Origin of the sequence: Kineococcus glutinatus, assembly GCF_039542765.1 — a bacterium.
In the GTDB taxonomy this organism is placed as follows: domain Bacteria; phylum Actinomycetota; class Actinomycetes; order Actinomycetales; family Kineococcaceae; genus Kineococcus_A; species Kineococcus_A glutinatus.
On sequence record NZ_BAABIL010000109.1, the window covers coordinates 1 to 22,205 of the forward strand.

Consider the following 22,205-nt stretch of genomic DNA (forward strand, 5'->3'; position numbering starts at 1 on the left):
GGCGTTGAGGGCCAGCAGGTTCGTCTGCTCCGCGATGGAGGTGATCAGCTGCACGACCTCACCGATCTCCCGGGAGGAGGAGCTCAGCCGCTCGATGGTGGAGCGGGCCTGCTCGGCGGAGGTGACCGCGGCGGTGGCCACGGCCGAGGCGTCGGCGGTGGAGGCGGCGATCTCGCGGATGGCCGCGGACATCTCGTCACCGGCCGCGGCGACCGTGCCGACGTTGCCGGCGATGTCGCTGGAGGTCAACAGCACGACCTCGGCCTGCGCGGAGGACTCCCCCGCCCCCGCCGACAGGCGCTCGGCCACGTCCGCCAGGTTGCCGGAGGCACCCTGCAGGCTCTGCACGCTGTGCCCGATGGTGCTGATCGTGGCCGAAACCTGGTCCAGGGCGGTGTTCAGCGCCCGCGCGGTCAGGCCCACCTCGTCGCCGCTGGTGACCTGCACGCGCTCGTCGAGGCGACCGGCGGCCAGCGCCTCGGCAACGCGGCGGGTGCGCGCCAGCGGGCCGGCGATGGACCGGGAGATGACCAGCGACAGGACCACGGCCAGCGCCACGGCCAGCGCGGCGACCGCGAGCAGCAGCAGGCGGGCGCGCTCGTAGGCGGCTGCGCCGGCAGCGGCCTCCTCCGCGGCCAGCGTGGTGGCGGTGTCCTGCACGATGGTGAGGTTCTCACCGGCGGTGGCGTGGGCGATGCCGCCCTCGCTGACGGGGGTGGACTCGTCGTTGCGGGTGGCCATGAACGTCACGCGGTCACCGGTCATCGCGATCTCGACGAGGACCGCCGTGCCCGCCTCGTACTCCGCCAGGCCGGCGTCCACGGCCGCCAGCTGGTCGGCGGGCACCCGCGGGTCGGTGGCCTTGTACGCCTCCCAGCTGTCGAGCACGCCCTGCAGGTCCTCGGCGAAGGACGCCTTCGCCTCCTCCGAGGGCACCAGCGCCAGCGCGAACAGGCCCTTGGTGGCGCGCTGGTAGTCGGTCTGCACCTCGCCGAGGGCCTGCTGCCCGGCGACGCTCTCCGCGCTCATCACCTCCAGGCGCTGCTGGGCGCGCGACAGCTCCACCAGACCGACCGTGGCGACGGTGAGCAGCAGCAGGCAGACGACGCCGAAGCTGCTGAGGATCTTGGTGCTGACGCGGAGGTCGCGCAGGAAGCGCGGCATGTCATCTCCCGGGGCTGAGCGGACCAGGTGTCCGCCGACCACGACGGGACCCCGATCACATCGGCACACCGCTACCCGGCCTTGACAACCGCGGGCGGTGGCGGCCCCACCGCCGCCACCGGCACGGGACCTCTGGTGCTCCTTCGTCAGGTCGGCACGAGGGGGCGTTCCGCACCCAGCCCTGCCCGCAGGCCCCGCCCCCGACGTCAGGCGACGAGGAACTCCTGCTGCACCGGCGGCGCAGGCGGTTCGGCCGCCCGTGGCCGCGCGGCGGGGATGCCACCACCGGCCGCACCAGTGGCGTCCCGGCCCGGGGCCTGGGCGCTGCAGGCGGTCTGCTGCTCGAGCAGGAGGCGCGCCAGCGCCTGCAACGCCGGGTCGTCCGCCGTCAGGCACCGTCGGTCGGCGATGGCGGAGAACAAGGCCGCCAGTCCGTCCAGCAGGTCACGCGCCGGCGGGGACGGCGGTGCGCTCGCGAACGCCTCACCGCCGTGCAGGTCCTGTCGCAGCCGGAGCAGGTAGCGGGAGACCAGGTGGCTGGCCAGTTCACCGCCGTCGTCGCCCGGCACCGCGAGGTGGTGCAGCGCACGGCGCCGGTACTCGATCGTCGTGGGGGTGTTCGCGTCGACAGGTGCACTCTTCACGGCGGTTCTTCTTCCGGGTACGGGATCGCGAGCACGGATCGTCGGTTTCTGCACCGGTGCAGGGCTTGCGGCGTGACCGGGTCGATCACCGGGCCGTGGTCGTCGAGGACCGCTGGCCGCAGCACGAACCCGGTGACGGGCGCCGGGACGCGGTACCGCCCGGCTGCGCCGATCGGTGGCGCTCCGCAGGCACGGGGGTTCCACTACCGCGTGGTCAGCGGGAACCCCTGCACGTGCAGCGGATGTCCGGCGGGCGCGTCAGCCCTGCACTACCTCGCGTACTCGGAACCGCTCGGCGAGACCGACAGCCGGGACGGAGGGGGCGCTCGTGCTCATGCCTCGTCCTCCCGTCCAGCTCCATCGGTGTCCTCAGCAGTGAACCCGACGAACGCACCTGGGCGCAAGGCGGGCCCGGACACGGCGCGGCGGCCTGCGGCGGTCCCGGGTGTTCAGGCGCTGCGCTCGGCCGTCGTGGACACCCCCTCCACCACGGGCAGGGCGGTGGCGTGCTCCACGCGGTCGCCGGCGGTGCGCACGTGCGCGTTCACGGCGGCCTCCGCCGCCTCCAGGTGCCCGCGCAGCGCGTCCACGCCCGCACCGTCGTCGGCTTCGACGGGAGCCCGACGCGATCACCACCATCAAGGCGGGGGACGTGTACGCCACCGTCCTGCAGCCGGCCGCGCTGGGCGCCGAGAGCGCGGTGGAGCAGGCCCACGCCTACATCACGACCGGTGAGACCGGGCAGCCGGAGAAGCAGTCCATCGACCGCGAGCTGGTGACGGCCGACAATGCGGACCAGCACGGCGTCTTCGCCCGCCTGTGAGATGCAGGACCCGACCCGACCGACCGGGAGAGACATGCCACCGGCCCAGCCGCTGACCGCCCACGGCGCCTGGCGCGAGACCGAGCTGCGCCTGACCGCGACCGGCACCTGCGCCAACCCCTACACCGACGTGGACGTCTGGGTGGACTTCACCCACGACGACGGGACCAGCCTGCGCCGGCCGGCCTTCTACGACGGCGAGGAGGACGGGCGCCCCACCTGGGGCGTCCGGTTCGCCTCGCCGGTGGCCGCGGGGCGGTGGCGGTGGCGCAGCGACGCCTCCACCGCCGACCCGGGCCTGACCGGGGTCGAGGGGGCGGTGCGCGTCGAGGCGGGCGGGGCGTCGACCCGGTTCGAGCGCCGCGGTTTCTGGCGCACGTCGCCCGACGCCCACAACCTCGTGCACGCCGACGGCACCCCGGCCGTGCTCGTGGGCGACACCGCCTGGGCCCTGCCCTGGCGCGCCACCCGCGAGCAGGCCGAGGTCTACGCGGCCGACCGGCAGGCCAAGGGTTTCAACGCCGTCCTGCTGATGAGCGTGCAGCCCGACATGGGCGCCGAGGGCCCGCAGGACCGCACCGCCGACGAGGGCTTCGCCCGCGGCTTCCACGACCTGCCCGGGGGCACCATCACCGACCTCGACGTCGGGTACTTCCGGTACCTCGACGCGCTCGTCGACACCCTCGTCGCCCACGACGTCGTGCCGGTGTGGCAGCCGGTGTTCCAGGGGTTCGGCTGGAAGGGCCTGGGGGTGGCCGGCACCGTCGTCCCGCCGGAGCAGTACGCCCGCTACTGCCGCTACCTCGTCGCCCGCTACGGCGCCCGCCCCGCCGTCTGGCTGGTCGGCGCCGACGGCTCCGGGCACGAGCCGCAGGTCGCCGCCGGCGGCGCCGAGGTGCACGCCTGGGACTGCTACGAGCAGCCCACCGGCATCCACTACCGACCGCACGCCGGCAACGACGCCCACCAGGACGCGGACTGGCTGGATTTCCAGTGGTGCCAGACCGGCCACCTGGGCGACCACTTCCCCGAGCGCGTCGCCGACATGGCCCGCAACCTGCCCGTCAAGGCCGTCGCCAACGGCGAACCCAGCTACGAGGGCACCGCCGACCTCGGCCGGGCCGCCGGCTGGTGGCAGGGGCACGAGGCCTGGGCGAACCTGTGCGCCGGCGGCACCATGGGCGTCGTCTACGGCGCCGGCAGCCTGTGGCAGTGGAAGCTCCACCCCGACGAGCCGGGTCAGTCCGACCGCTTCGCCGCTCCCGGGTGCGGCTGGCGCGAGGCGCTGGACCTCGAGGGGTCCCGCTACGTCGGGATGGTCGGCAGGATCCTCGACGGCCTGCCCCTCCTCGGCGCCAGGCCCAGCTGGCAGCAGACCCTCAACCCGCGCGGCCTGCTGGTCCCCGGTGTCTTCTTCCTGACCTACGCCGAGGACGGCGGTCCGCTGCGCGTGCTCGACGCCGGCCCGCTGCCCGAGCCGTACCGGGTGGTCGACCCCCGGACCGGTGACGTCCTCTCCCAGGGCGTCCTCACCGACGTGCAGGGCACCATCGAGGCACCCGCGGGTGCACCGCTGCTGTACGTCTTCTGCGAGGACTTCCGCTGACCACACCGCCGCGCACAGCTGCAGAGCCCTCCCAGCCGGAAGAGGGCACGACCGAGAGGACCAGCATGGCCCTGACCATCGCCACGCGCACCCGCGTGGTCATCGACAACGACTGGGCGGGAGACCCCGACGGCCTCGTCGCACTCGCCCACCACCTGCTCTCCCCCGGCCACCGCGTCGACGCCATCACCAGTTCCCTCCTCTCGCCGGTATTCGCGCCCGCGCCGGGGAGCGCGGCGGCCGGAGCCCTGCTGGCCTCGCAGCTGGTGGAGCTCGTGGGGGGCCCGCACCGACCTCCCGTGCTGGCCGGCTCCGAGCACCCGTTCCAGGACGGCGGGAATCCCTCGGCCGCGGCCGACGCCATCGTCGGAGCCGCCCGGGCGGACGACGAACTACCCCTCGTCGTCGTCTGCGGCGGTCCCCTGACCAACGTCGCAGCGGCCCTGGAGCAGGACCCGGGGATCGCGTCGCGCATGAGCCTGGCCTGGGTCGGCGGCTCGCTGACCGGGGCGGCGGAGTACAACCGGGACACCGACCCGGCAGCCGCGGCACGCGTGCTCGCCACGCCCGGGCTGCAGGTCCGCCAGTTCCCGCTGGAGACGTACCGGCAGTGCGCCTGGTCGGTGGCGCAGATCGAGGACCTGCTGACCTCGGTCGGCCCCGTGGGCGACTGGCTGTGGCAGCGGTTCGTGGAGCTGCCGCTGCCCGAGGGGTTCGAGGTCGACGCCGTCTGGCCGCTCGGGGACAGCTGCCCGCTGATCGGCACGGCGCTCTCGGCGGAGTCGAGCACCTGGCAGCCCGGCGAGCACGAGACCGTCCAGGTGTGCACGCGCATCGACGGCGCCCTGCTCTTCGGCGACATGGTCGCCCTGCTGCGCCGGCACGCGCGTCGTTCCACCGCCCGGGGCGGCGCCTCGGCCACCTGACGCGGCGGCCGCCCGCGCGCCGCCCCCGCGCTACAGCCGCTGCGCCTGCTCCAGCGTCGCGTACCGCCCGCGCGCCGCCAGCAGCTCACCGCGGCTGCCGCTCTCCACCACGCGCCCGTCCTCCAGGACGACGATGCGGTCCGCGGCGCGCACCGTGGCGAGGCGGTGCGCGACGACGAGGGTGGTGCGCCCGCGCATGAGCCGGGTCAGCGCCCCCTGCACGGCCGTCTCCGCCTCGGGGTCCAGCGCCGAGGTCGCCTCGTCCAGCAGCAGCACGCGCGGGTCGCGGATCAGCGCGCGGGCGATCGCGAGGCGCTGGCGCTGCCCGCCGGACAACCGGGCGCCGCGCTCGCCGACGACGGTGTCCCAGCCCTGCGGCAGCGCGGCCACGAACTCCTCGGCGTTGGCGTCGGCGAGCGCGCGGCGCACCCGCTCGTCCTCGACCTCGCCGAGGCCGTAGGTGACGTTCTCGCGGACCGAGCCCTCGAACAGCACCGGTTCCTGCGGCACCACCGACACGTGGCGCCGCACGCTGCGCAGGTCCAGGCCGGCGGCGTCGGCACCGTCGACGAGCAGGCGGCCACCGGTGGGGCGCACGAACCCCAGCACCAGGTTGAGCACGGTGGACTTGCCCGAGCCGGAGGGGCCGACGAAGGCCACCGTCTGCCCGGGGAGCACGTCCAGGGTGATGTCGTGCAGGGCGTCCCGCTCGGCCTCCGGGTAGCGGTAGCTGACCCGCTGCAGCGTCAGGCGCCCCTCGACGGCGGCCACGGCGCGCCGGCCCTCGTTGACCTCCACGTCGGGCTCGGCGAGGACCTCGGCGATGGAGCGGATCGACTCCAGGCCGCGGGCACCGACGGGCAGCAGCATCAGCAGGTTGGTCACCGCCCCCGTCAGCAGCGTGAAGTAGGACGACAGCTGCACGACCTCCCCGGCGCTGATCTTCAGCAGGCCCGTCAGGGAGGCGAACGCCGCGAGCACCAGGCACAGCACGCCGAGCAGCTGCATGCTCACCCACGACAGGGCCGAGAAGCGCCCGTTGAGCAGGTCCAGCTGGAACCCGGCCTCGCGCACGGTCCGGGCGCCGTCGGCGACGCGGTCGGCGGCGGTGCGCTCCAGCCCGTGCGCACGGGTGATCGGCATCAGGGTGGCCATCTCCCCCACCCGCGCGGAGAACCGCTCGACCTCCCGGCGAAGCTCCTCGTTGCGCCGGCGCGAGCGGCGGCCCAGCACGAAGCGCAGCCCCACGGCCAGCGGGATCGTCAGGACGTAGAACGGCAGGAACTGCGGCACCGCGACCGACGTCATCGCGACGGCGCCGACGACCACCATCGTGGCCGACAGCAGCGGGTGGGCGATCTGCTGGAACATCAGCTCCACGTTCTCCACGTCGCGCACGACCTTGGTCTGCACGATGGAGGAGCTCATGCGGGTGTGGAACCCGATGGAGAGGTTCTGCAGGCGGTCCGTCAGCGCGTTGCGCAGCTCGACCCCGATGCTGCGCACCGCCCCCATGTACCGCTTGGTGTACTGCACCATGTTCGGGTAGTTCTGCACGAGCGCGACGACGGCCACGGCCGTCCACAGCCACAGCTCGCGCAGCGGGCCGCGCTCGACGAGCACGTCGATCACGCGGCCGGTGACGACGGGCATGAGCCACAGCGGCGTCTCCTTCACGGCCATGAAGACGACCGCGGCGGCGACCTGGGCGCGGTGGGGTCGCAGCAGGTGCAGGGCGGAGCGCACCGGCCGCTCGCCGTCGAGCGAGAGGCCGGTGGTGCGGGAGGTCATGCCCTGCATCGTGGCACCACCCGGCACATCCGGAAAGCGCTTGTCGCCGCTTCCGGTGCTGCCGGTGGCGGTCAGGCCGACGCCCGCCGGACGAGCTGCGGCTGGACGAGGACGTTCGCCGCCAGGTCCTCCTGGCCGCCCATCGCCGCGAGGAGGAGGTCCACCCCCTCCTGGGCGATCCGGTCCATGTGGGTCTCGACGCTGGTGAGGGTGGGCTCGACCATCGCATCCGGTTCGATGTTGTCGAAGCCGGTCACGGCGACGTCGTCGGGGATCGCGATGCCGCGCCCCCGCAGTTCCGCGCAGACCCCGATCGCGATCAGGTCGTTCGCGCACGCGACGGCACCGAACGGGAGGCCCGTCCCCAGCAGGCTCCGGGCCGCCTGCCTGCCGGCCCTCCAGTCGTAGGCCACGCTGGCGATGAGGCGCTCGTCCACCGGACGCCCGAGCCGGGCCATCTCCCGCTCGTACGCCCGCCGCCGGATGTCCGCACCGGGCGCCCCCGCAGGCCCGCCGACGTAGGCGATCGCTCCTGCGGTCCGCTCGGCGAGGACCTCGAGCACCTGCCGCATCCCCTCCCCCTGGTCGAGGCGGACGACGGGCCACGGTCGCACCTCCTCGTCGTCGACCCCGCAGTTGACGAAGGGGATCTGCCGCCTGTGCAGGGCCTCGGCGCTGTCGGGACCGAGCGCGAACCCGGAGAAGATCGCACCGTCGACCGGCCAGGACGCGAGCGCCCCGACGATGGAGGCGGCGGTCTCGGGGTCGCCGTCGGTCTCGTGGATCGTGACCTGGAAGCCGTGCTCGCGCAGCCGGACGCCCGCGTGCCGCGCGAACACGGGCGCGAGCGCGTGGACGATGTTGGGGAGGACGAGCGCGACGGAGTGCGACCGTTGCCGGCGCAGCGCCCGAGCCATCTCGTTGGGGTGGAAGTCCAGCCGCGTGATGGCATCCCAGACGCGCTCCTTGGTCGCCGCCGACACGGGGCGCTTGCCGGTCAGGACGTGGGTGACGGTCGTCTGGCTGACGCCGGCCTCCCGGGCCACGTCGTACACGGTCGGCCGCCTCCGCGCGGCACCGCCCCCCGATGACGCCATCCCACATCTCCTTGACTCGATGGAAGGCCGACCCTAACATCGACGCAATCCGGATTGCGCAATCCGGATTGCGTCGTCACCCTCTTCTCGAAGGAGAGAAGGCCATGCAGCACGACAAGCCCTGGCGGACCACCCTCACCGCCGCCCTCGCCGGCACCGTCGCCCTGGTCACCGCATGCTCCGGGCCCACCGGGACCGGTGGGTCGCCGGACCTGACGCTCCAGGTGTGGGGGGACACGCGGTACAGCACGACGATGGTCGACCTCTACGCCGAGGTCGATCCCGAGGCGGCGGGGGGCACCACCATCGACGTGGTCTCCGCGGGCCAGGGCGACGGCGAGTCGGTCGAGGCGCTGCGGCTCGCCCTGTCGTCGGGACAGGACGTGCCCGACATCGTCCAGCTGAACTACTCGCAGGTGGCCGAGTTCGCGGAAGCGGGAGTCCTGGCGGACCTCGAGGAACACGTCGCGCCCCACGCCGAGGGCCTCAGCAAGGCAGCCCTGGAGCTGTCCCGGTACGAGGGCCGGACGGTCGCGATCCCCTACGAGGTCAAGAGCAAGCTGTGGTTCTACCGGGCGGACATGTTCCAGGCCGCCGGGATCGACCCCGGGTCGGTGCGCACGCAGGACGACTTCATCGCGGCCGGGGAGAAGCTGCGGGCGACGTTCCCGGACAGCTCGATCTGGAACCTGGGCCCGAACCCGCAGGGCTACGCGTGGAACATGATCCTCTCGGGCAACGGGGCCCGGTTCTCCACCCACCAGCCCCGGTGCGAGATCACCGTCGCGTCGGACGGCGGGACCATCGAGGCGTTCCGGGCCATCCGCGACCTCCGCGACTCCGGGGTCGTCGAGACGTCGTACGACGACTTCAGCCCCGAGTGGCAGAAGGCCCTCGGGGACGGGTCGCTGGCGTCCACGCTCAGCGCGAGCTGGCTGTCGGTGTTCCTGCCGACCTACGCGCCCGACCTGGCCGGCAGGTGGTCGGTCACCACCTGGCCGGAGATCGGGGGCGCCCGGGGCGGCAGCGAGTCGGGCGGCTCGGTCTTCGTGATCCCCGAGGCGTCGGAGCACAAGGACGAGGCTGCGCACTTCCTCGCCACCATGCTGCTGTCGCAGGAGGGTGCCACGGCGTTCGCATCGGAGGTCGGCTACCTGCCGAACGTCGTGGCGGCCCAGGACGACCCTGCCATCGCGAACGACGAGTACTTCGGCCCGAGCCTGGTGGAGGCATACCGGGACGCGGACGAGGACTTCACGCTGTTCCCGTTCGACCCGAACTACGCCCGGGAGTTCTCGGTGCTGCAGGGGGCCATGAGCGAGTACCTCGCCTCGCCGGACACCGACCCGGTCCCGCACCTCACGACCGCCCAGGAGCAGCTCGACGCCCAGATCGGGTGCCCCTATGACGAGTGACCGGTTCCCGACCACGGTGACCGTCGACAGGAGCGATGTGCCCACCGGCACGACCGCCCCCGGGGAGGCACCGGCGCGACGGCGCCGCCCCGCCGCCGCCGACCGCGCGGCACCGTACCTGTTCATCGCACCGTTCCTGCTGTCGTTCGCCCTCTTCTTCCTGATCCCTTCCGCGTCATCGGCGGCGTTGAGCCTGTTCTCGTACCGCGGCTACGGAGAGCCCGACTTCGTGGGGCTCCGGAACTACGCCTCGCTGCTCGGCTCACCGGACTTCCGCCTCAGCGTCGCCAACACGGTGTTCTACTGGCTGGTCCCGCTGATCCCGCTGGTCGTCGGCGGTTTTCTCCTCGCGGTGCTCGTGCGCTCACGCCTCACGATCGCTCCAGGTGCGCTGCGGCCGGTGTACTTCGTGCCCCAGGTGATGGCCCCGGTGGCCGCCGCACTGGTCTGGCGGGTGATGTTCAGCAGCGACGGGGTCGTCAACAGCCTGCTGCCCTCGGACGTCGACTGGCTCACGGACCCGACCACCGGACGGTGGTCGGTAGCGGCCCTCATCGTCTGGCGCGGCATCGGCTGGTACTTCGTCGTGTTCCTCGCCGGGCTCGCGAGCGTGCCCGACGAGACGCTGGAGGCCGCCACGGTCGACGGGGCGAACGCCTGGCAGCGCCTGGTCCACGTCACGGTGCCCCTGATGCGACCCATCTTCCTCTTCGCGGTCGTGATCGACACGATCCAGTCCCTCCAGCTGTTCACCGAGCCGAACCTGCTGCTGGGAACCGGCACGGCGGGGATCGCGCCCAGGGCGGCAGCACCCCTGATGAACCAGGTCGTCCTCAACATCCAGGGCGGCCAGTTCGGACTGGCCTCCGCCGTGGGCTGGATGATGTTCGCGGCCATCGCGGTGGTCTCGGCGATCCAGTTCCGACTGCTGCGGGAGCGTGCGTGATGGCTTCAGCCGTCCCCAGGCGGACGGGGTCCGCCGGCTCGCGCCTCGCGCTGAACCTCGTCCTGCTCGGGTTCGCCGTCCTCGTGGTCGCACCCTTCGTGACGATGGTCTTCGGTTCGGTCAAGACTCCGGCCGAGATCACCTCGAACCCCGGGGGGATCCCGCGATCACCCACTGTCGACAACTTCGGCGTCCTCTTCACCGGCGAGACGGGGATGACCGTCTGGCGCGGCCTCCTGAACAGCGTGATCGTCACCGTTCCCTTCACAGCGATCACCGTGGTGCTCTGCGCGATGGCCGGCTACGCGTTCACCCGGTACGACTTCCGGGGGCGCAAGGCGATCTTCGTCCTGATGATGGCGTCGATACTCGTCCCCTTCGAGGTCAACCTCCCGTCCCTGTACGCGATGTTCGCCCAGATCGGCTGGCTGAACACCTACCAGGTGCAGATCCTCCCGGGCACGGCGAGCGTCATCGGCATGTTCATGGCCCGCCAGTACATGTCCGGGTTGCCGGGAGAGGTGTTCGAAGCGGCTCGGCTCGACGGTGCGGGCCACTGGCGGACCTTCAGGAGCATCGCGCTCCCGATGTCCACCCCCGTGCTGGGGGCCGTCGCGCTGCTGACCTTCGTCGCGAAGTGGTCCGACTACCTGTGGCCGCGCGTCGTCGCCAACGATCCGACGTTCCAGCCGATCATGGTGCTGCTCCCGGCGCTGAGCACGAGCCAGGACGGCTTCATCGTCAGGTACGAGCTGCTCCTCGCCGGCGCAGCCATCGTGACGCTGCCCCTGCTCCTGCTGTTCCTGGTGTTCCAGAGCACCTTGATGAGCGGCACCACCGCCGGTGCCGTGCGCGGCTAGCTGCCCCGCAGACCACACGCACACGATGATGACAAGGAAGGCTCCCGTGAGTTCCTCGACCCAGCTCGCCCCCTGGACCCGCAGCGGTCTCGTCCTCGCGCGCACCGCGACGGGCGATGGATCCGTCGTCGTCGGCGACCCCTGCATCGTGTGGGACCCCGAGATCGGGGGCTGGCGGATGATCCTCTTCTACGCTCCCCCGGGCCACGGTCAGTCCCACTCCCCCGACCCGACCGGCGCCCCGGGGACGTGGACCGATCCCGAACCCCTGGTGTTCACCAACCCCGAGGTCCTGCCTCCCGGAGGCGGCACCCACAAGCCCTTCGTGGTGATGGACGCCGCGCGCCCCAACCGGGCCGCACACGTCGACGGGCGGTACTGGCTCGTCAGCGTGGTGCACGACGCGAACAGCGCGCGCAAGCGCGCCCACCGCGCGTGGTCCACGAGCCTGGCCGGCCCGTGGACGTTCGAGGAGGGCGACCTCATCCCGGTCGGTGAACCGGGCGCGTTCGACGACAACCACGTCGACGTCGTCAGCGGCTACTGGTTCGAGGAGCGCCAGGAGTGGCTCTACTACTACATGGGGTGTCCCCTGACGCCTCGCCCCTGGGCGCACACCCCGTTCGGGAGCGCGATCGGGTTCGCGACGCAGCGGCCCGGCGAACCGGCGGTCAAGGGCGGCATCGCCCTCGAGCCGTCCCGCACGCCGGGCCACTGGGCGTCCGGTTACCTCGGCGGGCTCCAGCTCCTGCCCGGCAAGGAGCACCGCTGGGTGGGCGTCATCAACGCCTCCCCGACCCCGCCCGACCGGGACGGACACCTCACCAGCGAGGAGCCGGCTCCGTGCCTCGGTGGGCTGGTGTGGACCGACGACGAGTGGCCGGTCTCGGGGTGGCGGTTCGCCGACGAGCCCCTCGAGTGGGTCGCCGACATCCCGCAGGACGCCCGGGCCGCCGGCGAGGAGTTCAACCTGTGGCGCCAGCACGTCCTCGCCCTCGAGGGAGAGTCACGACTCTTCTACAACAGCGGCTACTACGGTGTGGAGCAGATGTACGCCAAGACGATCGACCTCAGCCGCCTCTAGCCGGCCCCGGATCAGGGCGTCAGCGCGAGGTCGGTGAGCCGGCGCGTCACGACGGCCAGGTGCGCCCGGTCGGCGGGAACGCCGGCGTTGGCCCCGACGAGGCGGTCGAACAGGATGCCGTCCAGGCAGGCCACCAGCCAGTGCGCCCGTTCGACCGGGTCGGGCGCCCCCAGGCCGGCCAGCACGTCCGCCACCCGAGCCCTGATCGCCGTCCCGCCGCGATGGAGGGCCTCGGCCAGCTCGGGGCGGCGCCGCGCCTCCATCGACAGCTCGTAGCGGGCGACGTGGCGCTCCCGGTCGGCGCCGAGCCAGCGGTGCAGGACGTCGGCGAGGACCTCGGCGAGGGTGTCGGCGTCGGTGGCGGCGAGCAGGGGGGCCATCCGGTCCAGGTCCGCGTGGTCGCGCGCCGCGAGGTCGTCGACGCAGGCGCCCAGCAGCGCGGTCCGGGAGCGGAAGTAGTACGAGGTGGAGCCGGCGGGCAGGTCGGCCCGGGCGTCGACCGCCCGGTGGGTCAGGCCGCGCGCGCCGTCGGTCGCCAGGACGTGCAGCGCCGTGCGGGCGATGAGCCGTCTGCGCTCCTGCGTCACGGACGCACTGTACGGACGGAGCGGTCACCACCCCGTCCTCTACATCTGTAGAGTGACCTCGTGGACACCACGGGAGAGCGGTCCGCGGTCGTGATCGGCGCCGGGGTCGGCGGTCTGGCGGCGGGGCTGGCCCTGCGGCGCGCCGGCTGGCACGTCCGCGTCGCGGAACGCGCTGCGGATCTCGGTGGCGGCGCCGGCCTGGTGCTGTGGCCCAACGCCGTCCGGTGCCTGCAGGTGCTGGGCGTCGCCGGCGCGGTCCGCGAGCGCGCCCACGTCCTGCACCGCTCCGGGGTGCGGCGACCGGGAGGGCGGTGGCTCTCGCACCTGGACGCGGACGAGCTGGCGCGCCGCTGCGGGCAGCCGGTGCTCGCCGTCGCCCGCGCCGACCTCGTCGAGGTGCTGGCCGCCGCGCTCGGCCACGACGTGCTCCACCTCGGGTGCGAGGTCGCGGACCCGGCGGGCGTGCGGGCGGACCTGGTGGTCGGCGCCGACGGGATCGGCTCGCTCGTGCGCCGGTCGCTGTGGCCCGACCGCGCGCCGGCGGGCTACCGCGGCTACACCGCCTGGCGGGCGCTGGTGCCGGGCGGCGGCGTGGCGCGGGGAGCAGGCGCCGCGGAGGGGGCCTGCGAGACCTGGGGCGCGGGGCAGCGCTTCGGCGTCGTCCCCCTCGGCGACGCCGGCACCTACGTCTACGCGACCGCGAACGCGGCGGAGGGTGCCCGGGCCTGCGACGAGCTCGCGGAGCTGCGACGGCGCTTCGGGAGCTGGCACGCCCCGATCCCGGCGCTGCTCGCCGCGATCGAGCCGGGCACCGTCCTGCGGCACGACGTGCACGACCTGCCCCCGGCGGCCACGGGCCTGCACCGGGGCCGCGTCGTGCTCGTGGGCGACGCCGGCCACGCGATGGAACCCAACCTGGGCCAGGGCGCCTGCCTGGCGCTGGAGGACGCCGTGGTGCTCGCTCACGCCCTCGGCGCCGAGCTGTCCGTCGAGGCAGCCCTGGCGCGCTACGACCGCGCGCGCACCCCGCGGGTCACCGCGATGACCCGCCGGTCCCGCCACGTCGGCCACCTCGCGCGGTGGACCCACCCGGTGCTCACCGCCGCCCGCGACGCGGCGGTGTCGGCGACACCCCCGCCCCTGGCGCTGCGGGCCGCCCACCGGGCCGCCGGCTGGTGCCCTCCGTCGGAGGCCCCACCCACCCGGCGCGGGACCCGCTGACGACCGCCCCGACCGCTCCCCCCGGGGGCCCGCACCGGCCACGGCGCGCCACGCCGGGCGCGACACGCCGACGGCCCGCTCGCGGCCCCGCGGCGGCCTCCACAGCGCCCCCCACACCCCCGCCCGCGCAACGGCGCAGGTCACGGACCTGCGGGGCACCTCCGTCCACCTCGTCCACAGCCTGTGGAAACTACACGGATGTGACACACCATCTAGTGGTGGTTTGCGAGGGGCCCCACCAGGGGTAGTGTCTGAGCACTCCAGCACGCCGGGCTCGCACCCGAGGGAAGGACCACCCGATGAGCATCACCGTCTACAGCACGCCGTCCTGCGTGCAGTGCAAGGCCACCTACCGCGCGCTCGACCGCAAGGGCCTGTCCTACGAGGTCGTCGACGTCACCACCGACGCGCAGGCCCTGGCCACGGTGCGTGCTCTGGGCTACGTCCAGGCCCCCGTCGTGATCAGCGGCGACGAGCACTGGTCCGGCTTCCGCCCGGAGCGCATCGACGCCCTCGCGGACCGCTTCGCCGCCGTCCCCGCCTGAGAGCCCACCGTGCCGCTCGACGTCGTCTACTTCTCGAGCGTCTCGGGCAACACCCACCGCTTCGTCGGCAAGCTGGACGTCCCCGCGGCCCGGGTGCACCGCATCCCGCTCCACCCCCGGGAGGAGCACCTGGTCGTCGGCGCGCCCTACCTCCTCCTCGTCCCCACCTACGGCGGTGGTGACGGCAGGGGCGCGGTGCCCAAGCAGGTGATCCGCTTCCTGAACGACCCGGCCAACCGCGCGCTCCTGCGGGGCGTGGTCGGGGCCGGCAACACCAACTTCGGGGCCCACTACGCCGTGGCCGGCGACGTCGTCGCCGGCAAGTGCCGCGTGCCCCTCCTGCACCGCTTCGAGATCTTCGGGACCCCCGAGGACGTGTGTCGCGTCCGCGACCGATTGGACACGCTGTGACCCTCACCTCCGACGCCCCCGGGATCCCCGGCCCGACCCCGCAGCCGGCCGCGCAGGGCTTCCACTCGCTCAACGCGATGCTCAACCTGTGGGACGAGCACGGGCGCATCCAGTTCGACGCGGACCGCGAGGCGGCGCGCCAGTACTTCCTGCAGCACATCATCCCCAACACCCCCCGCTTCGAGACCTTCGAGGCCCGCCTGGACCACCTCGTCGGCGAGGGGTACTACGAGGCCGAGGTGCTCGACCGCTACCCGCGGGCCTTCGTGCGCGAGCTCACCGACCGCGCCCACGCCGCGCGGTTCCGCTTCGCCACCTTCCTGGGCGCCTTCAAGTTCTTCACCAGCTACGCGCTGAAGAGCTTCGACGGCAAGCAGTACCTCGAGGGCTTCGAGGACCGCGCCGTGATGACCGCCCTCACCCTCGCGGCCGGCGACGAGGCCCTGGCCACCGCGATCGTCGACGAGATCATCACCGGCCGCTTCCAGCCGGCGACCCCGACCTTCCTCAACGCCGGCAAGGCCTCGCGCGGGGAGCTGGTCTCCTGCTTCCTGCTGCGCATCGAGGACAACATGGAGTCCATCGGGCGCAGCATCAACTCCGCGCTGCAGCTGTCCAAGCGCGGCGGCGGGGTGGCGCTGCTGCTGAGCAACATCCGCGAGTACGGCGCCCCCATCAAGCGCATCGAGAACCAGTCCTCCGGCGTCATCCCCGTGATGAAGCTCCTGGAGGACTCCTTCTCCTACGCCAACCAGCTCGGCGCGCGCCAGGGCGCCGGCGCGGTGTACCTGTCGGCGCACCACCCCGACATCATGCGCTTCCTGGACACCAAGCGCGAGAACGCCGACGAGAAGATCCGCATCAAGACCCTCAGCCTCGGCGTGGTCGTGCCCGACATCACCTTCGAGCTCGCCAAGAACAACGAGCCGATGCACCTGTTCTCCCCGTACGACGTGGAGCGCGTGTACGGGGTGCCCTTCGGGGACCTGCCGGTGTCGGAGAAGTACCACGAGATGGTCGCCGACCCGCGGATCCGCACGACGCAGATCAACGCCCGCGACTTCTTCCAGACCCTCGCGGAGCTGCAGTTCGAGTCGGGCTACCCGTACGTCGTGTTCGAGGACACCGTGAACCGGGCCAACCCGGTCGACGGCCGCATCAACATGTCGAACCTGTGCTCGGAGATCCTGCAGGTCAACACCCCCAGCCGCCTGGGCGAGGACCTCGGGTACGAGGTCGTCGGCAAGGACATCTCCTGCAACCTCGGCTCGCTGAACATCGCCCTGGCGATGGACGGCGGCGACCTCGGCGCCACGGTCGGCACCGCGGTGCGCGCGCTGACCGCCGTGTCGGTGGCCAGCGACATCCGCTCCGTGCCCTCCATCGCCCACGGCAACTCCCGCTCGCACGCGATCGGCCTGGGGCAGATGAACCTGCACGGCTACCTGGCCCGCGAGCGGATCCGCTACGGCAGCCCCGAGGGCGTCGACTTCACCAACGTCTACTTCTGCGCCGTGCTCTTCCACGCGCTGCGCGCCTCCAACGAGATCGCCATCGAGACCGGCACCACGTTCGAGGGCTTCGAGCGCTCCGCGTACGCCGACGGCAGCTTCTTCGACAAGTACACCGAGCGGGAGTGGGCCCCGGCCACCGAGCGCGTCGCCGAGCTGTTCGCCCGGGCCGGCATCGCCGTCCCCACGCAGGACGACTGGCGGGCCCTGAAGGCGTCCGTCGTGCAGCACGGCATCTTCAACCAGAACCTGCAGGCCGTGCCGCCCACCGGCTCCATCAGCTACATCAACAACTCCACCTCCTCGATCCACCCGATCGCCTCCAAGATCGAGATCCGCAAGGAGGGCAAGCTCGGCCGCGTCTACTACCCGGCGCCGTTCATGACGAACGACAACCTGGAGTACTACGAGGACGCGTACGAGATCGGTCCCGAGAAGATCATCGACACGTACGCGGCGGCCACCCAGCACGTCGACCAGGGCCTGTCGCTGACGCTGTTCTTCAAGGACACCGCCACCACCCGGGACGTCAACCGCGCGCAGATCTACGCGTGGCGCAAGGGGATCAAGACGATCTACTACGTGCGCATCCGCCAGATGGCGCTGGAGGGCACCGAGGTCGAGGGCTGCGTCAGCTGCATGCTCTGACCGGCGGGCGAGACGACGAGGGACGACGAAGGACGAGACGGTGGAGAAGCTCAAGCTCATCGATCGCGTGAACGCGATCAACTGGAACCGCGTGCAGGACGACAAGGACCTCGAGGTCTGGAACCGTCTCACCGCCAACTTCTGGCTGCCGGAGAAGGTGCCGCTGTCCAACGACGTGCAGTCGTGGGCGCGGCTGTCGGACGCCGAGCGGCAGCTGACGATGCGGGTGTTCACCGGCCTGACGCTGCTGGACACCATCCAGGGCACGGTCGGGGCGGTCTCGCTCATCCCGGACTCCCTCACCCCGCACGAGGAGGCCGTCTACACGAACATCGCGTTCATGGAGTCGGTGCACGCCCGCAGCTACTCCTCGATCTTCTCCACCCTCGCCTCGACCCGCGAGATCGACGAGGCGTTCACGTGGTCGGAGCAGAACGACGCGCTGCAGCGCAAGGCGTCCATCGTGCTGGAGTACTACCACGGTGACGACCCGCTGAAGCGGAAGGTGGCCTCCACGCTGCTGGAGTCCTTCCTCTTCTACTCCGGGTTCTTCCTGCCGATGCACTTCTCCAGCAGGGCGCAGCTGACGAACACCGCCGACCTCATCCGGCTCATCATCCGCGACGAGGCCGTGCACGGGTACTACATCGGGTACAAGTACCAGCGCGGCCTGGAGCTGGTGGACCAGGCCAAGCGGAACGAGCTCAAGGACTACACGTTCGACCTGCTGTTCGAGCTGTACGACAACGAGTGCACCTACACCGCGGACCTGTACGACGGCGTCGGGCTGACCGACTCCGTGCGGACCTTCCTGCACTACAACGCGAACAAGGCGCTCATGAACCTCGGTTACGAGGGCATGTTCCCCGCCGACAGCGCCAGGGTGGACCCCGCCATCCTGTCCGCCCTGTCCCCCAACGCCGACGAGAACCACGACTTCTTCTCCGGCTCCGGCTCCAGCTACATCATCGGCAAGGCCGTGGCCACCGAGGACGAGGACTGGGCCTTCTGATCACGTCGCGGGCCCGTCGTGAACGCACCCGACGGGCCCGCGGCCGTGCACGCGTGCCGCCGGTTCGAGCAGCGACAACGTCCGCTCGTGCGCGTCGAGGCCGACGCGGACGCCGACCGGCATCGGCAGGTTCGCTCCGGAGTGCCCGAACTCGACCCCACCCAGGACGGGGATGTCGCGGTCGCCGAGGACGTCGAGGACGATCTCGGGCAGGGTCGGGGACGCGTCGGGCCGGTCGAGCCCGTCGATGGCGTGCGGGACGCCCACGACCATGCCGGAGATGCGGTCGAGGATCCCGGCGTGCCGCAGCACGTGCAGGTAGCTCCACACGTACGACGCCAGGCCGCCCGTCTCCTCCCAGAACAGCACCGCGCCGTCGAACCGCTCCAGCGGCAGCGCCCAGCGCGTCGCCTGCACCAGCGCGATGCGGTTGATCACGCCGCCGATCAGAGGGCCCTCGGCGCGACCCGGGCGCCAGCACTCCCACGACGCGCTGGTCGGCAGCGGCCCGATCGACTCGGTACCGGTCAGCAGCGCGGAGTAGAGCCTCTCCAGCTCCGCCCGCCGTTCCGCGGGCGCACGCTGCCACGCCGCACCGAGACCGGGCGTGGCCAGGTCGGCGTGGAACCCCACCAGACCGGTGCGCGCGTGGAGCACCAGGTGCAGCAGCGAGATGTCGCTGTAGCCGAGGATCGGCTTGGGATCGGCGGCGACCGCCTCGACGTCGATCAGGTCGAGGTAGCCGAGCACCGTCTGACCACCGTCGTGCGCGACGATCGCGCGCACCTCGGGATCGCGCAGCAGGGCGTTGAGCTCCGCGGCGATCTCCGCCGGCGTCGCCGCGCTCCACCAGCGGCGCCGCCCCGCGTCGAGCAGCGGTGCCCGGCGCACGCGGAACCCCATCCGCTCCAGCACGACCACCGCCTGCTCCAGGTCCGGCTCGTAGGCGGCCAGCAGCGGACCGGACAGCGAGGCGATGACGACGAGGTCCCCGGGCCGCAGGGCACGGGGTCGGAGCAGTCCGGGCGGCGCGGAACCGGTCACCGACGCAGTATCCCGACGCCCGCGGCCGCACGCCCCCGATCAGCGGCCGGCCGCCCGGCGGGACCGTAGGCTCGGCACCGGGAGTCGGCGCGCCGGGCGGACGACGAGCAGGACGGCGAGAGGCGGGACGGTGCGGTGACGGCGACGGTGGACACGCACGGGCAGCCCCTGAGGCTGGGGTACAAGGCTTCGGCGGAGCAGTTCGACCCGGTGGAGCTGGCCGACTTCGCCGTGCAGGCGGAGGAGTGCGGCCTGGACTCGGTCTGGATCTCCGACCACTTCCAGCCCTGGCGGCACGTGGACGGGCACGCCCCGGCGGCGCTGACGTGGCTGCCGTGGGTGGCGGCGCGGACGTCCCGGGTGCAGCTGGGCACGAGCGTGCTGACCCCCACGCTGCGCTACAACCCCGCCGTCATCGCGCAGGCCTTCGCCACCCTGGGCTGTCTGGCCCCGGGCCGGGTGGTCCTCGGCATCGGCACCGGTGAGGCGCTCAACGAGACCGCGGTGGGTGTGGACTTCCCCGAGGCCCGGGAGCGCTTCGCCCGGCTGCGGGAGGCGGTGCGGCTCATCCGGCAGCTGTGGACCGAGGAGCGGGTCACCGTCGAGGGCGAGTACTACCGCCTGCACGACGCGACCGTGTACGACCGCCCCGCACAGCCGGTGCCGATCTACGTCGCCGGCGGCGGCCCGGGGGTCACCAAGTACGCCGGCCGCGCCGGGGACGGTTACATCTGCACCTCCGGCAAGGGCATGGACCTCTACCGCGAGACGCTGCTGCCGGCGCTCCAGGAGGGCCTGGCCGCCTCGGGCCGCGAGGCGTCGGCCATCGACCGCACCATCGAGATCAAGGTGTCCTTCGACGAGGACCCCGCCCGGGCCCTGGAGAACACCAGGTTCTGGGCGCCGCTGTCGCTGACGCCGGAGCAGAAGGCGGGTGTGCACGACCCGGTCGAGATGGCGCGGCTGGCCGATGAGCTGCCCATCGAGCAGGTCGCCAGGCGCTGGATCGTCGCCTCCGACCCCGCCGACGTCGCGAGCGCCGTGCAGGGGTACGTCGACGCGGGTTTCACCCACCTGGTGTTCCACGCGCCCGGCCACGACCAGGCCCGCTTCCTGGCGCAGTTCACCGCCGACGTCGTGCCGCTGCTGCGCCCCTGAGCGCAACCCGCCACCGCAGCACCCCGGTGCCCCGCCGCGGCGGGGCACCGGGGTGGTGCGCTCAGGCCCGGGACAGCTCGGCGACCTCGTCCGCGCCGAGCTCCAGCTCGGCGGCGCGCGCGGAGTCGGTGGTGCTCTGCGGGCGCGAGGCCCCGGGGATGGGGATGACGACGGGCGCCAGCGCCAGCTCCCAGGCGAGGGCGACCTGCTGCACGCTGACGCCGTGGGCGTCGGCCACCCGCTGGAACGCGCCGTGCCGGCTGCCGAGCTCGGCGGCGTTGGCGATGCCGCCCAGCGGGCTCCACGGCAGGAAGGCGATCCCGCGGCGCGCGCAGTGCTCCAGCTCGCCCAGGCTGGAGCGGAACGCCGGGGAGAACTGGTTCTGCACCGAGACGAGCCGGCCGCCGAGGACCTCGTCGGCCTCGTCGATCTGGGCGACGTCGGCGTTGGAGATGCCCGCCAGCTGGATGACGCCCTCGTCGAGCAGGTCGCGCAACGCGCCCACCGACTCCGCGTAGGGGACCTCGGGGTCGGGGCGGTGGAACTGGTAGAGGCCGATGGCCTCCACCCCGAGCCGCTTCGCGGAGGCCTTCGCGGCCTGCTTCAGGTGCTCGGGGCGCCCGTCCTTCGTCCAGGACCCGTCGCCGGGGCGCAGGTGACCGCCCTTGGTGGCGACGAGCACCTGCGAGGCGTCACCTCCCCAGCTGCGCAGGGCCCGGGCGACGAGCTCCTCGTTGTGGCCGACCTCACCGGCGTGCAGGTGGTAGGCGTCGGCGGTGTCGATGAGGGTGACGCCCGCCTCCAGGGCGGCGTGGACGGTGGCGATCGACCGGTCCTCGTCGGGCCGCCCCTCGATGGACATGGGCATCGCGCCCAGGCCGATCGCCGAGACGGTGCGGTTGCCGAGGTTTCGCTGCTGCACGGCGGCGACGCTACGAAGGCCCCGGGCGGTTGTCCACCGGTGGCCGGTGGTGGCGGCGGGTTGCTCCGTTCGACTGGTCGCGGGCGCCGTTCCCGTGGACGGCGCCCGGGGGGCTGCGCCGGCTGCTTATCGTCGTCGGTGCCGCGGATCGGCCGCGGCGCGGAAGCGGGGACCATGGCAGACCTGAGGATGGACACGGCGCAGGTGCGGACGACGGCGGAGCAGCTCCACCACGTCGCCACCGCCCTGGGGACGGACATCACCGGGACCGGCGACCGCAGCGGGGCCACCGGGCACGACGGTCTGGGCGAGCGCCTGCGCCGCTTCACCGCGGACTCCCGCCACAACCGCACCCGGCTGGCGGAGGACGTCGAGACCTTCGCCGCCTGGTGCCGCCAGGTCGCCGACGCCGTGGAGGGCACCGAGGAACAGCTGGCGGAGGCCCTGCAGAACGCCCCGTCCACCGACGGGGGGTCCCGCTGATGGGCCGGCCGGTCGACTGGCACCCGCTCGCCGCCGCCGACCCGGTCCCCGGTGACCCGTACGAGGTGCGCCGGACCGCGGCCGACCTGCGCCAGGTGGCGCTGCTCGTCGAGCAGCAGGCCGCCGCGCTGCGGCGGATGAGCGGCGCCGACTGGCGGGGGCACTCGGCGCAGGAGTTCGACAGCACCGCCGCCGAGCTGTCCGACCGCCTCGGGCAGGCGCGCGAACGCTACGCCGCCACCGCCGCGGCGCTGCAGGAGTACGCGCCGGCGCTGGAGCTCGCCCAGGACGCCTCGCTGCGGGCGCT

The 22,205-nt window shown here is 72.7% G+C and carries 23 protein-coding genes; 15 read left to right on the forward strand and 8 right to left on the reverse strand.

Annotated elements, in window-relative coordinates:
- The 3 genes from ABEB16_RS04775 to ABEB16_RS04785 all read right to left on the reverse strand — a co-directional run.
- A partial coding sequence (locus ABEB16_RS04775) for a methyl-accepting chemotaxis protein (protein WP_345711123.1) occupies positions 1 to 1,164 on the reverse strand: 1,164 nt, incomplete at its 3' end.
- A 206-nt stretch (positions 1,165 to 1,370) separates the two neighbouring features.
- A complete protein-coding gene (locus ABEB16_RS04780; RefSeq protein ID WP_345711124.1) occupies positions 1,371 to 1,808 on the reverse strand; it encodes a hypothetical protein in 438 nt (145 codons plus the stop codon).
- Positions 1,809 to 2,257: 449 nt separating this feature from the next.
- Complete coding sequence (locus ABEB16_RS04785; RefSeq protein WP_345711125.1) at positions 2,258 to 2,398, reverse strand: hypothetical protein; 141 nt, start codon at positions 2,396 to 2,398, stop codon at positions 2,258 to 2,260.
- Positions 2,399 to 2,460: 62 nt separating this feature from the next.
- Between ABEB16_RS04785 and ABEB16_RS04790 the strand changes: the two genes are divergently transcribed.
- The 3 genes from ABEB16_RS04790 (at position 2,461) to ABEB16_RS04800 (ending at position 5,163) form a co-directional block, all read left to right on the forward strand.
- Entirely contained in the window at positions 2,461 to 2,631 is a 171-nt protein-coding gene (locus ABEB16_RS04790) for a hypothetical protein (RefSeq protein WP_345711126.1), read from the forward strand.
- A gap of 34 nt (positions 2,632 to 2,665) precedes the next feature.
- Positions 2,666 to 4,237: a glycoside hydrolase family 140 protein gene (locus ABEB16_RS04795; RefSeq protein ID WP_345711127.1), complete on the forward strand. Its 1,572-nt coding sequence runs from the start codon at positions 2,666 to 2,668 to the stop codon at positions 4,235 to 4,237.
- A 65-nt stretch (positions 4,238 to 4,302) separates the two neighbouring features.
- Complete coding sequence (locus ABEB16_RS04800; RefSeq protein ID WP_345711128.1) at positions 4,303 to 5,163, forward strand: nucleoside hydrolase; 861 nt, start codon at positions 4,303 to 4,305, stop codon at positions 5,161 to 5,163.
- Positions 5,164 to 5,193: 30 nt separating this feature from the next.
- On the opposite strand, the gene ABEB16_RS04805 is transcribed toward ABEB16_RS04800, so the two are convergent.
- Both ABEB16_RS04805 and ABEB16_RS04810 read right to left on the reverse strand, forming a co-directional pair.
- Positions 5,194 to 6,954, reverse strand: coding sequence for an ABC transporter ATP-binding protein (locus ABEB16_RS04805; RefSeq protein ID WP_345711129.1), 1,761 nt, complete (start codon positions 6,952 to 6,954; stop codon positions 5,194 to 5,196).
- Between the two features lie 71 nt (positions 6,955 to 7,025).
- Positions 7,026 to 8,009 (reverse strand): LacI family DNA-binding transcriptional regulator, encoded by a 984-nt coding sequence (locus ABEB16_RS04810; protein ID WP_345711130.1) that lies wholly within the window; start codon positions 8,007 to 8,009, stop codon positions 7,026 to 7,028.
- 146 nt (positions 8,010 to 8,155) lie between these two features.
- Between ABEB16_RS04810 and ABEB16_RS04815 the strand changes: the two genes are divergently transcribed.
- The 4 genes from ABEB16_RS04815 to ABEB16_RS04830 are packed head-to-tail and all read left to right on the forward strand — an operon-like array spanning position 8,156 to position 12,356.
- On the forward strand, positions 8,156 to 9,466 hold the full coding sequence (locus tag ABEB16_RS04815) for an ABC transporter substrate-binding protein (RefSeq protein ID WP_345711131.1): 1,311 nt from the start codon (positions 8,156 to 8,158) through the stop codon (positions 9,464 to 9,466).
- Positions 9,467 to 9,503: 37 nt separating this feature from the next.
- Positions 9,504 to 10,412, forward strand: coding sequence for a carbohydrate ABC transporter permease (locus ABEB16_RS04820; protein WP_345711132.1), 909 nt, complete (start codon positions 9,504 to 9,506; stop codon positions 10,410 to 10,412).
- A complete protein-coding gene (locus tag ABEB16_RS04825; protein WP_345711144.1) occupies positions 10,412 to 11,272 on the forward strand; it encodes a carbohydrate ABC transporter permease in 861 nt (286 codons plus the stop codon). The genes ABEB16_RS04820 and ABEB16_RS04825 overlap by 1 nt, the downstream gene beginning before the upstream one ends.
- 46 nt (positions 11,273 to 11,318) lie before the next feature.
- Entirely contained in the window at positions 11,319 to 12,356 is a 1,038-nt protein-coding gene (locus tag ABEB16_RS04830; protein WP_345711133.1) for a glycoside hydrolase family protein, read from the forward strand.
- An 11-nt stretch (positions 12,357 to 12,367) separates the two neighbouring features.
- On the opposite strand, the gene ABEB16_RS04835 is transcribed toward ABEB16_RS04830, so the two are convergent.
- Positions 12,368 to 12,943 (reverse strand): TetR/AcrR family transcriptional regulator, encoded by a 576-nt coding sequence (locus ABEB16_RS04835; RefSeq protein WP_345711134.1) that lies wholly within the window; start codon positions 12,941 to 12,943, stop codon positions 12,368 to 12,370.
- 60 nt (positions 12,944 to 13,003) lie between these two features.
- On the opposite strand from ABEB16_RS04835, the gene ABEB16_RS04840 reads away from it, so the two are divergent.
- From ABEB16_RS04840 to nrdF, 5 genes are all read left to right on the forward strand, one after another.
- Complete coding sequence (locus tag ABEB16_RS04840) at positions 13,004 to 14,164, forward strand: FAD-dependent monooxygenase (RefSeq protein ID WP_345711135.1); 1,161 nt, start codon at positions 13,004 to 13,006, stop codon at positions 14,162 to 14,164.
- A 299-nt stretch (positions 14,165 to 14,463) separates the two neighbouring features.
- Positions 14,464 to 14,709, forward strand: coding sequence for a glutaredoxin-like protein NrdH (nrdH, locus tag ABEB16_RS04845; RefSeq protein WP_345711136.1), 246 nt, complete (start codon positions 14,464 to 14,466; stop codon positions 14,707 to 14,709).
- 9 nt (positions 14,710 to 14,718) lie between these two features.
- Positions 14,719 to 15,120 (forward strand): class Ib ribonucleoside-diphosphate reductase assembly flavoprotein NrdI, encoded by a 402-nt coding sequence (gene nrdI, locus ABEB16_RS04850; RefSeq protein ID WP_345711137.1) that lies wholly within the window; start codon positions 14,719 to 14,721, stop codon positions 15,118 to 15,120.
- A gap of 23 nt (positions 15,121 to 15,143) precedes the next feature.
- On the forward strand, positions 15,144 to 17,279 hold the full coding sequence (gene nrdE / locus ABEB16_RS04855; protein WP_345711145.1) for a class 1b ribonucleoside-diphosphate reductase subunit alpha: 2,136 nt from the start codon (positions 15,144 to 15,146) through the stop codon (positions 17,277 to 17,279).
- 40 nt (positions 17,280 to 17,319) lie between these two features.
- Positions 17,320 to 18,291 (forward strand): class 1b ribonucleoside-diphosphate reductase subunit beta, encoded by a 972-nt coding sequence (gene nrdF / locus ABEB16_RS04860; RefSeq protein WP_345711138.1) that lies wholly within the window; start codon positions 17,320 to 17,322, stop codon positions 18,289 to 18,291.
- Here nrdF and ABEB16_RS04865 read toward each other — a convergent pair whose 3' ends face one another.
- Positions 18,292 to 19,335, reverse strand: coding sequence for a S66 peptidase family protein (locus ABEB16_RS04865; RefSeq protein WP_345711139.1), 1,044 nt, complete (start codon positions 19,333 to 19,335; stop codon positions 18,292 to 18,294).
- Between the two features lie 135 nt (positions 19,336 to 19,470).
- Between ABEB16_RS04865 and fgd the strand changes: the two genes are divergently transcribed.
- A complete protein-coding gene (fgd, locus tag ABEB16_RS04870; protein WP_345711140.1) occupies positions 19,471 to 20,493 on the forward strand; it encodes a glucose-6-phosphate dehydrogenase (coenzyme-F420) in 1,023 nt (340 codons plus the stop codon).
- A gap of 61 nt (positions 20,494 to 20,554) precedes the next feature.
- On the opposite strand, the gene ABEB16_RS04875 is transcribed toward fgd, so the two are convergent.
- Complete coding sequence (locus tag ABEB16_RS04875) at positions 20,555 to 21,415, reverse strand: aldo/keto reductase (RefSeq protein ID WP_345711141.1); 861 nt, start codon at positions 21,413 to 21,415, stop codon at positions 20,555 to 20,557.
- A gap of 174 nt (positions 21,416 to 21,589) precedes the next feature.
- Between ABEB16_RS04875 and ABEB16_RS04880 the strand changes: the two genes are divergently transcribed.
- Together ABEB16_RS04880 and ABEB16_RS04885 are read left to right on the forward strand one after the other, a co-directional pair.
- Positions 21,590 to 21,898 carry a hypothetical protein gene (locus ABEB16_RS04880; RefSeq protein WP_345711142.1) on the forward strand — a complete coding sequence of 103 codons (309 nt, stop codon included), beginning with the start codon at positions 21,590 to 21,592 and terminating at the stop codon, positions 21,896 to 21,898.
- A partial coding sequence (locus tag ABEB16_RS04885; RefSeq protein ID WP_345711143.1) for a putative T7SS-secreted protein occupies positions 21,898 to 22,205 on the forward strand: 308 nt, incomplete at its 3' end. The genes ABEB16_RS04880 and ABEB16_RS04885, both read left to right, overlap by 1 nt.

Coding starts and splice junctions, on each gene's coding strand:
- ABEB16_RS04795 (WP_345711127.1), top strand. CDS start 2,666: ATGCCACCGGCCCAGCCGCTGACCGCCCACGGCGCCTGGCGCGAGACC.
- ABEB16_RS04800 (WP_345711128.1), top strand. CDS start 4,303: ATGGCCCTGACCATCGCCACGCGCACCCGCGTGGTCATCGACAACGAC.
- ABEB16_RS04805 (WP_345711129.1), bottom strand. CDS start 6,954: ATGACCTCCCGCACCACCGGCCTCTCGCTCGACGGCGAGCGGCCGGTG.
- ABEB16_RS04815 (WP_345711131.1), top strand. CDS start 8,156: ATGCAGCACGACAAGCCCTGGCGGACCACCCTCACCGCCGCCCTCGCC.
- ABEB16_RS04825 (WP_345711144.1), top strand. CDS start 10,412: ATGGCTTCAGCCGTCCCCAGGCGGACGGGGTCCGCCGGCTCGCGCCTC.
- nrdH (WP_345711136.1), top strand. CDS start 14,464: ATGAGCATCACCGTCTACAGCACGCCGTCCTGCGTGCAGTGCAAGGCC.
- ABEB16_RS04880 (WP_345711142.1), top strand. CDS start 21,590: ATGGCAGACCTGAGGATGGACACGGCGCAGGTGCGGACGACGGCGGAG.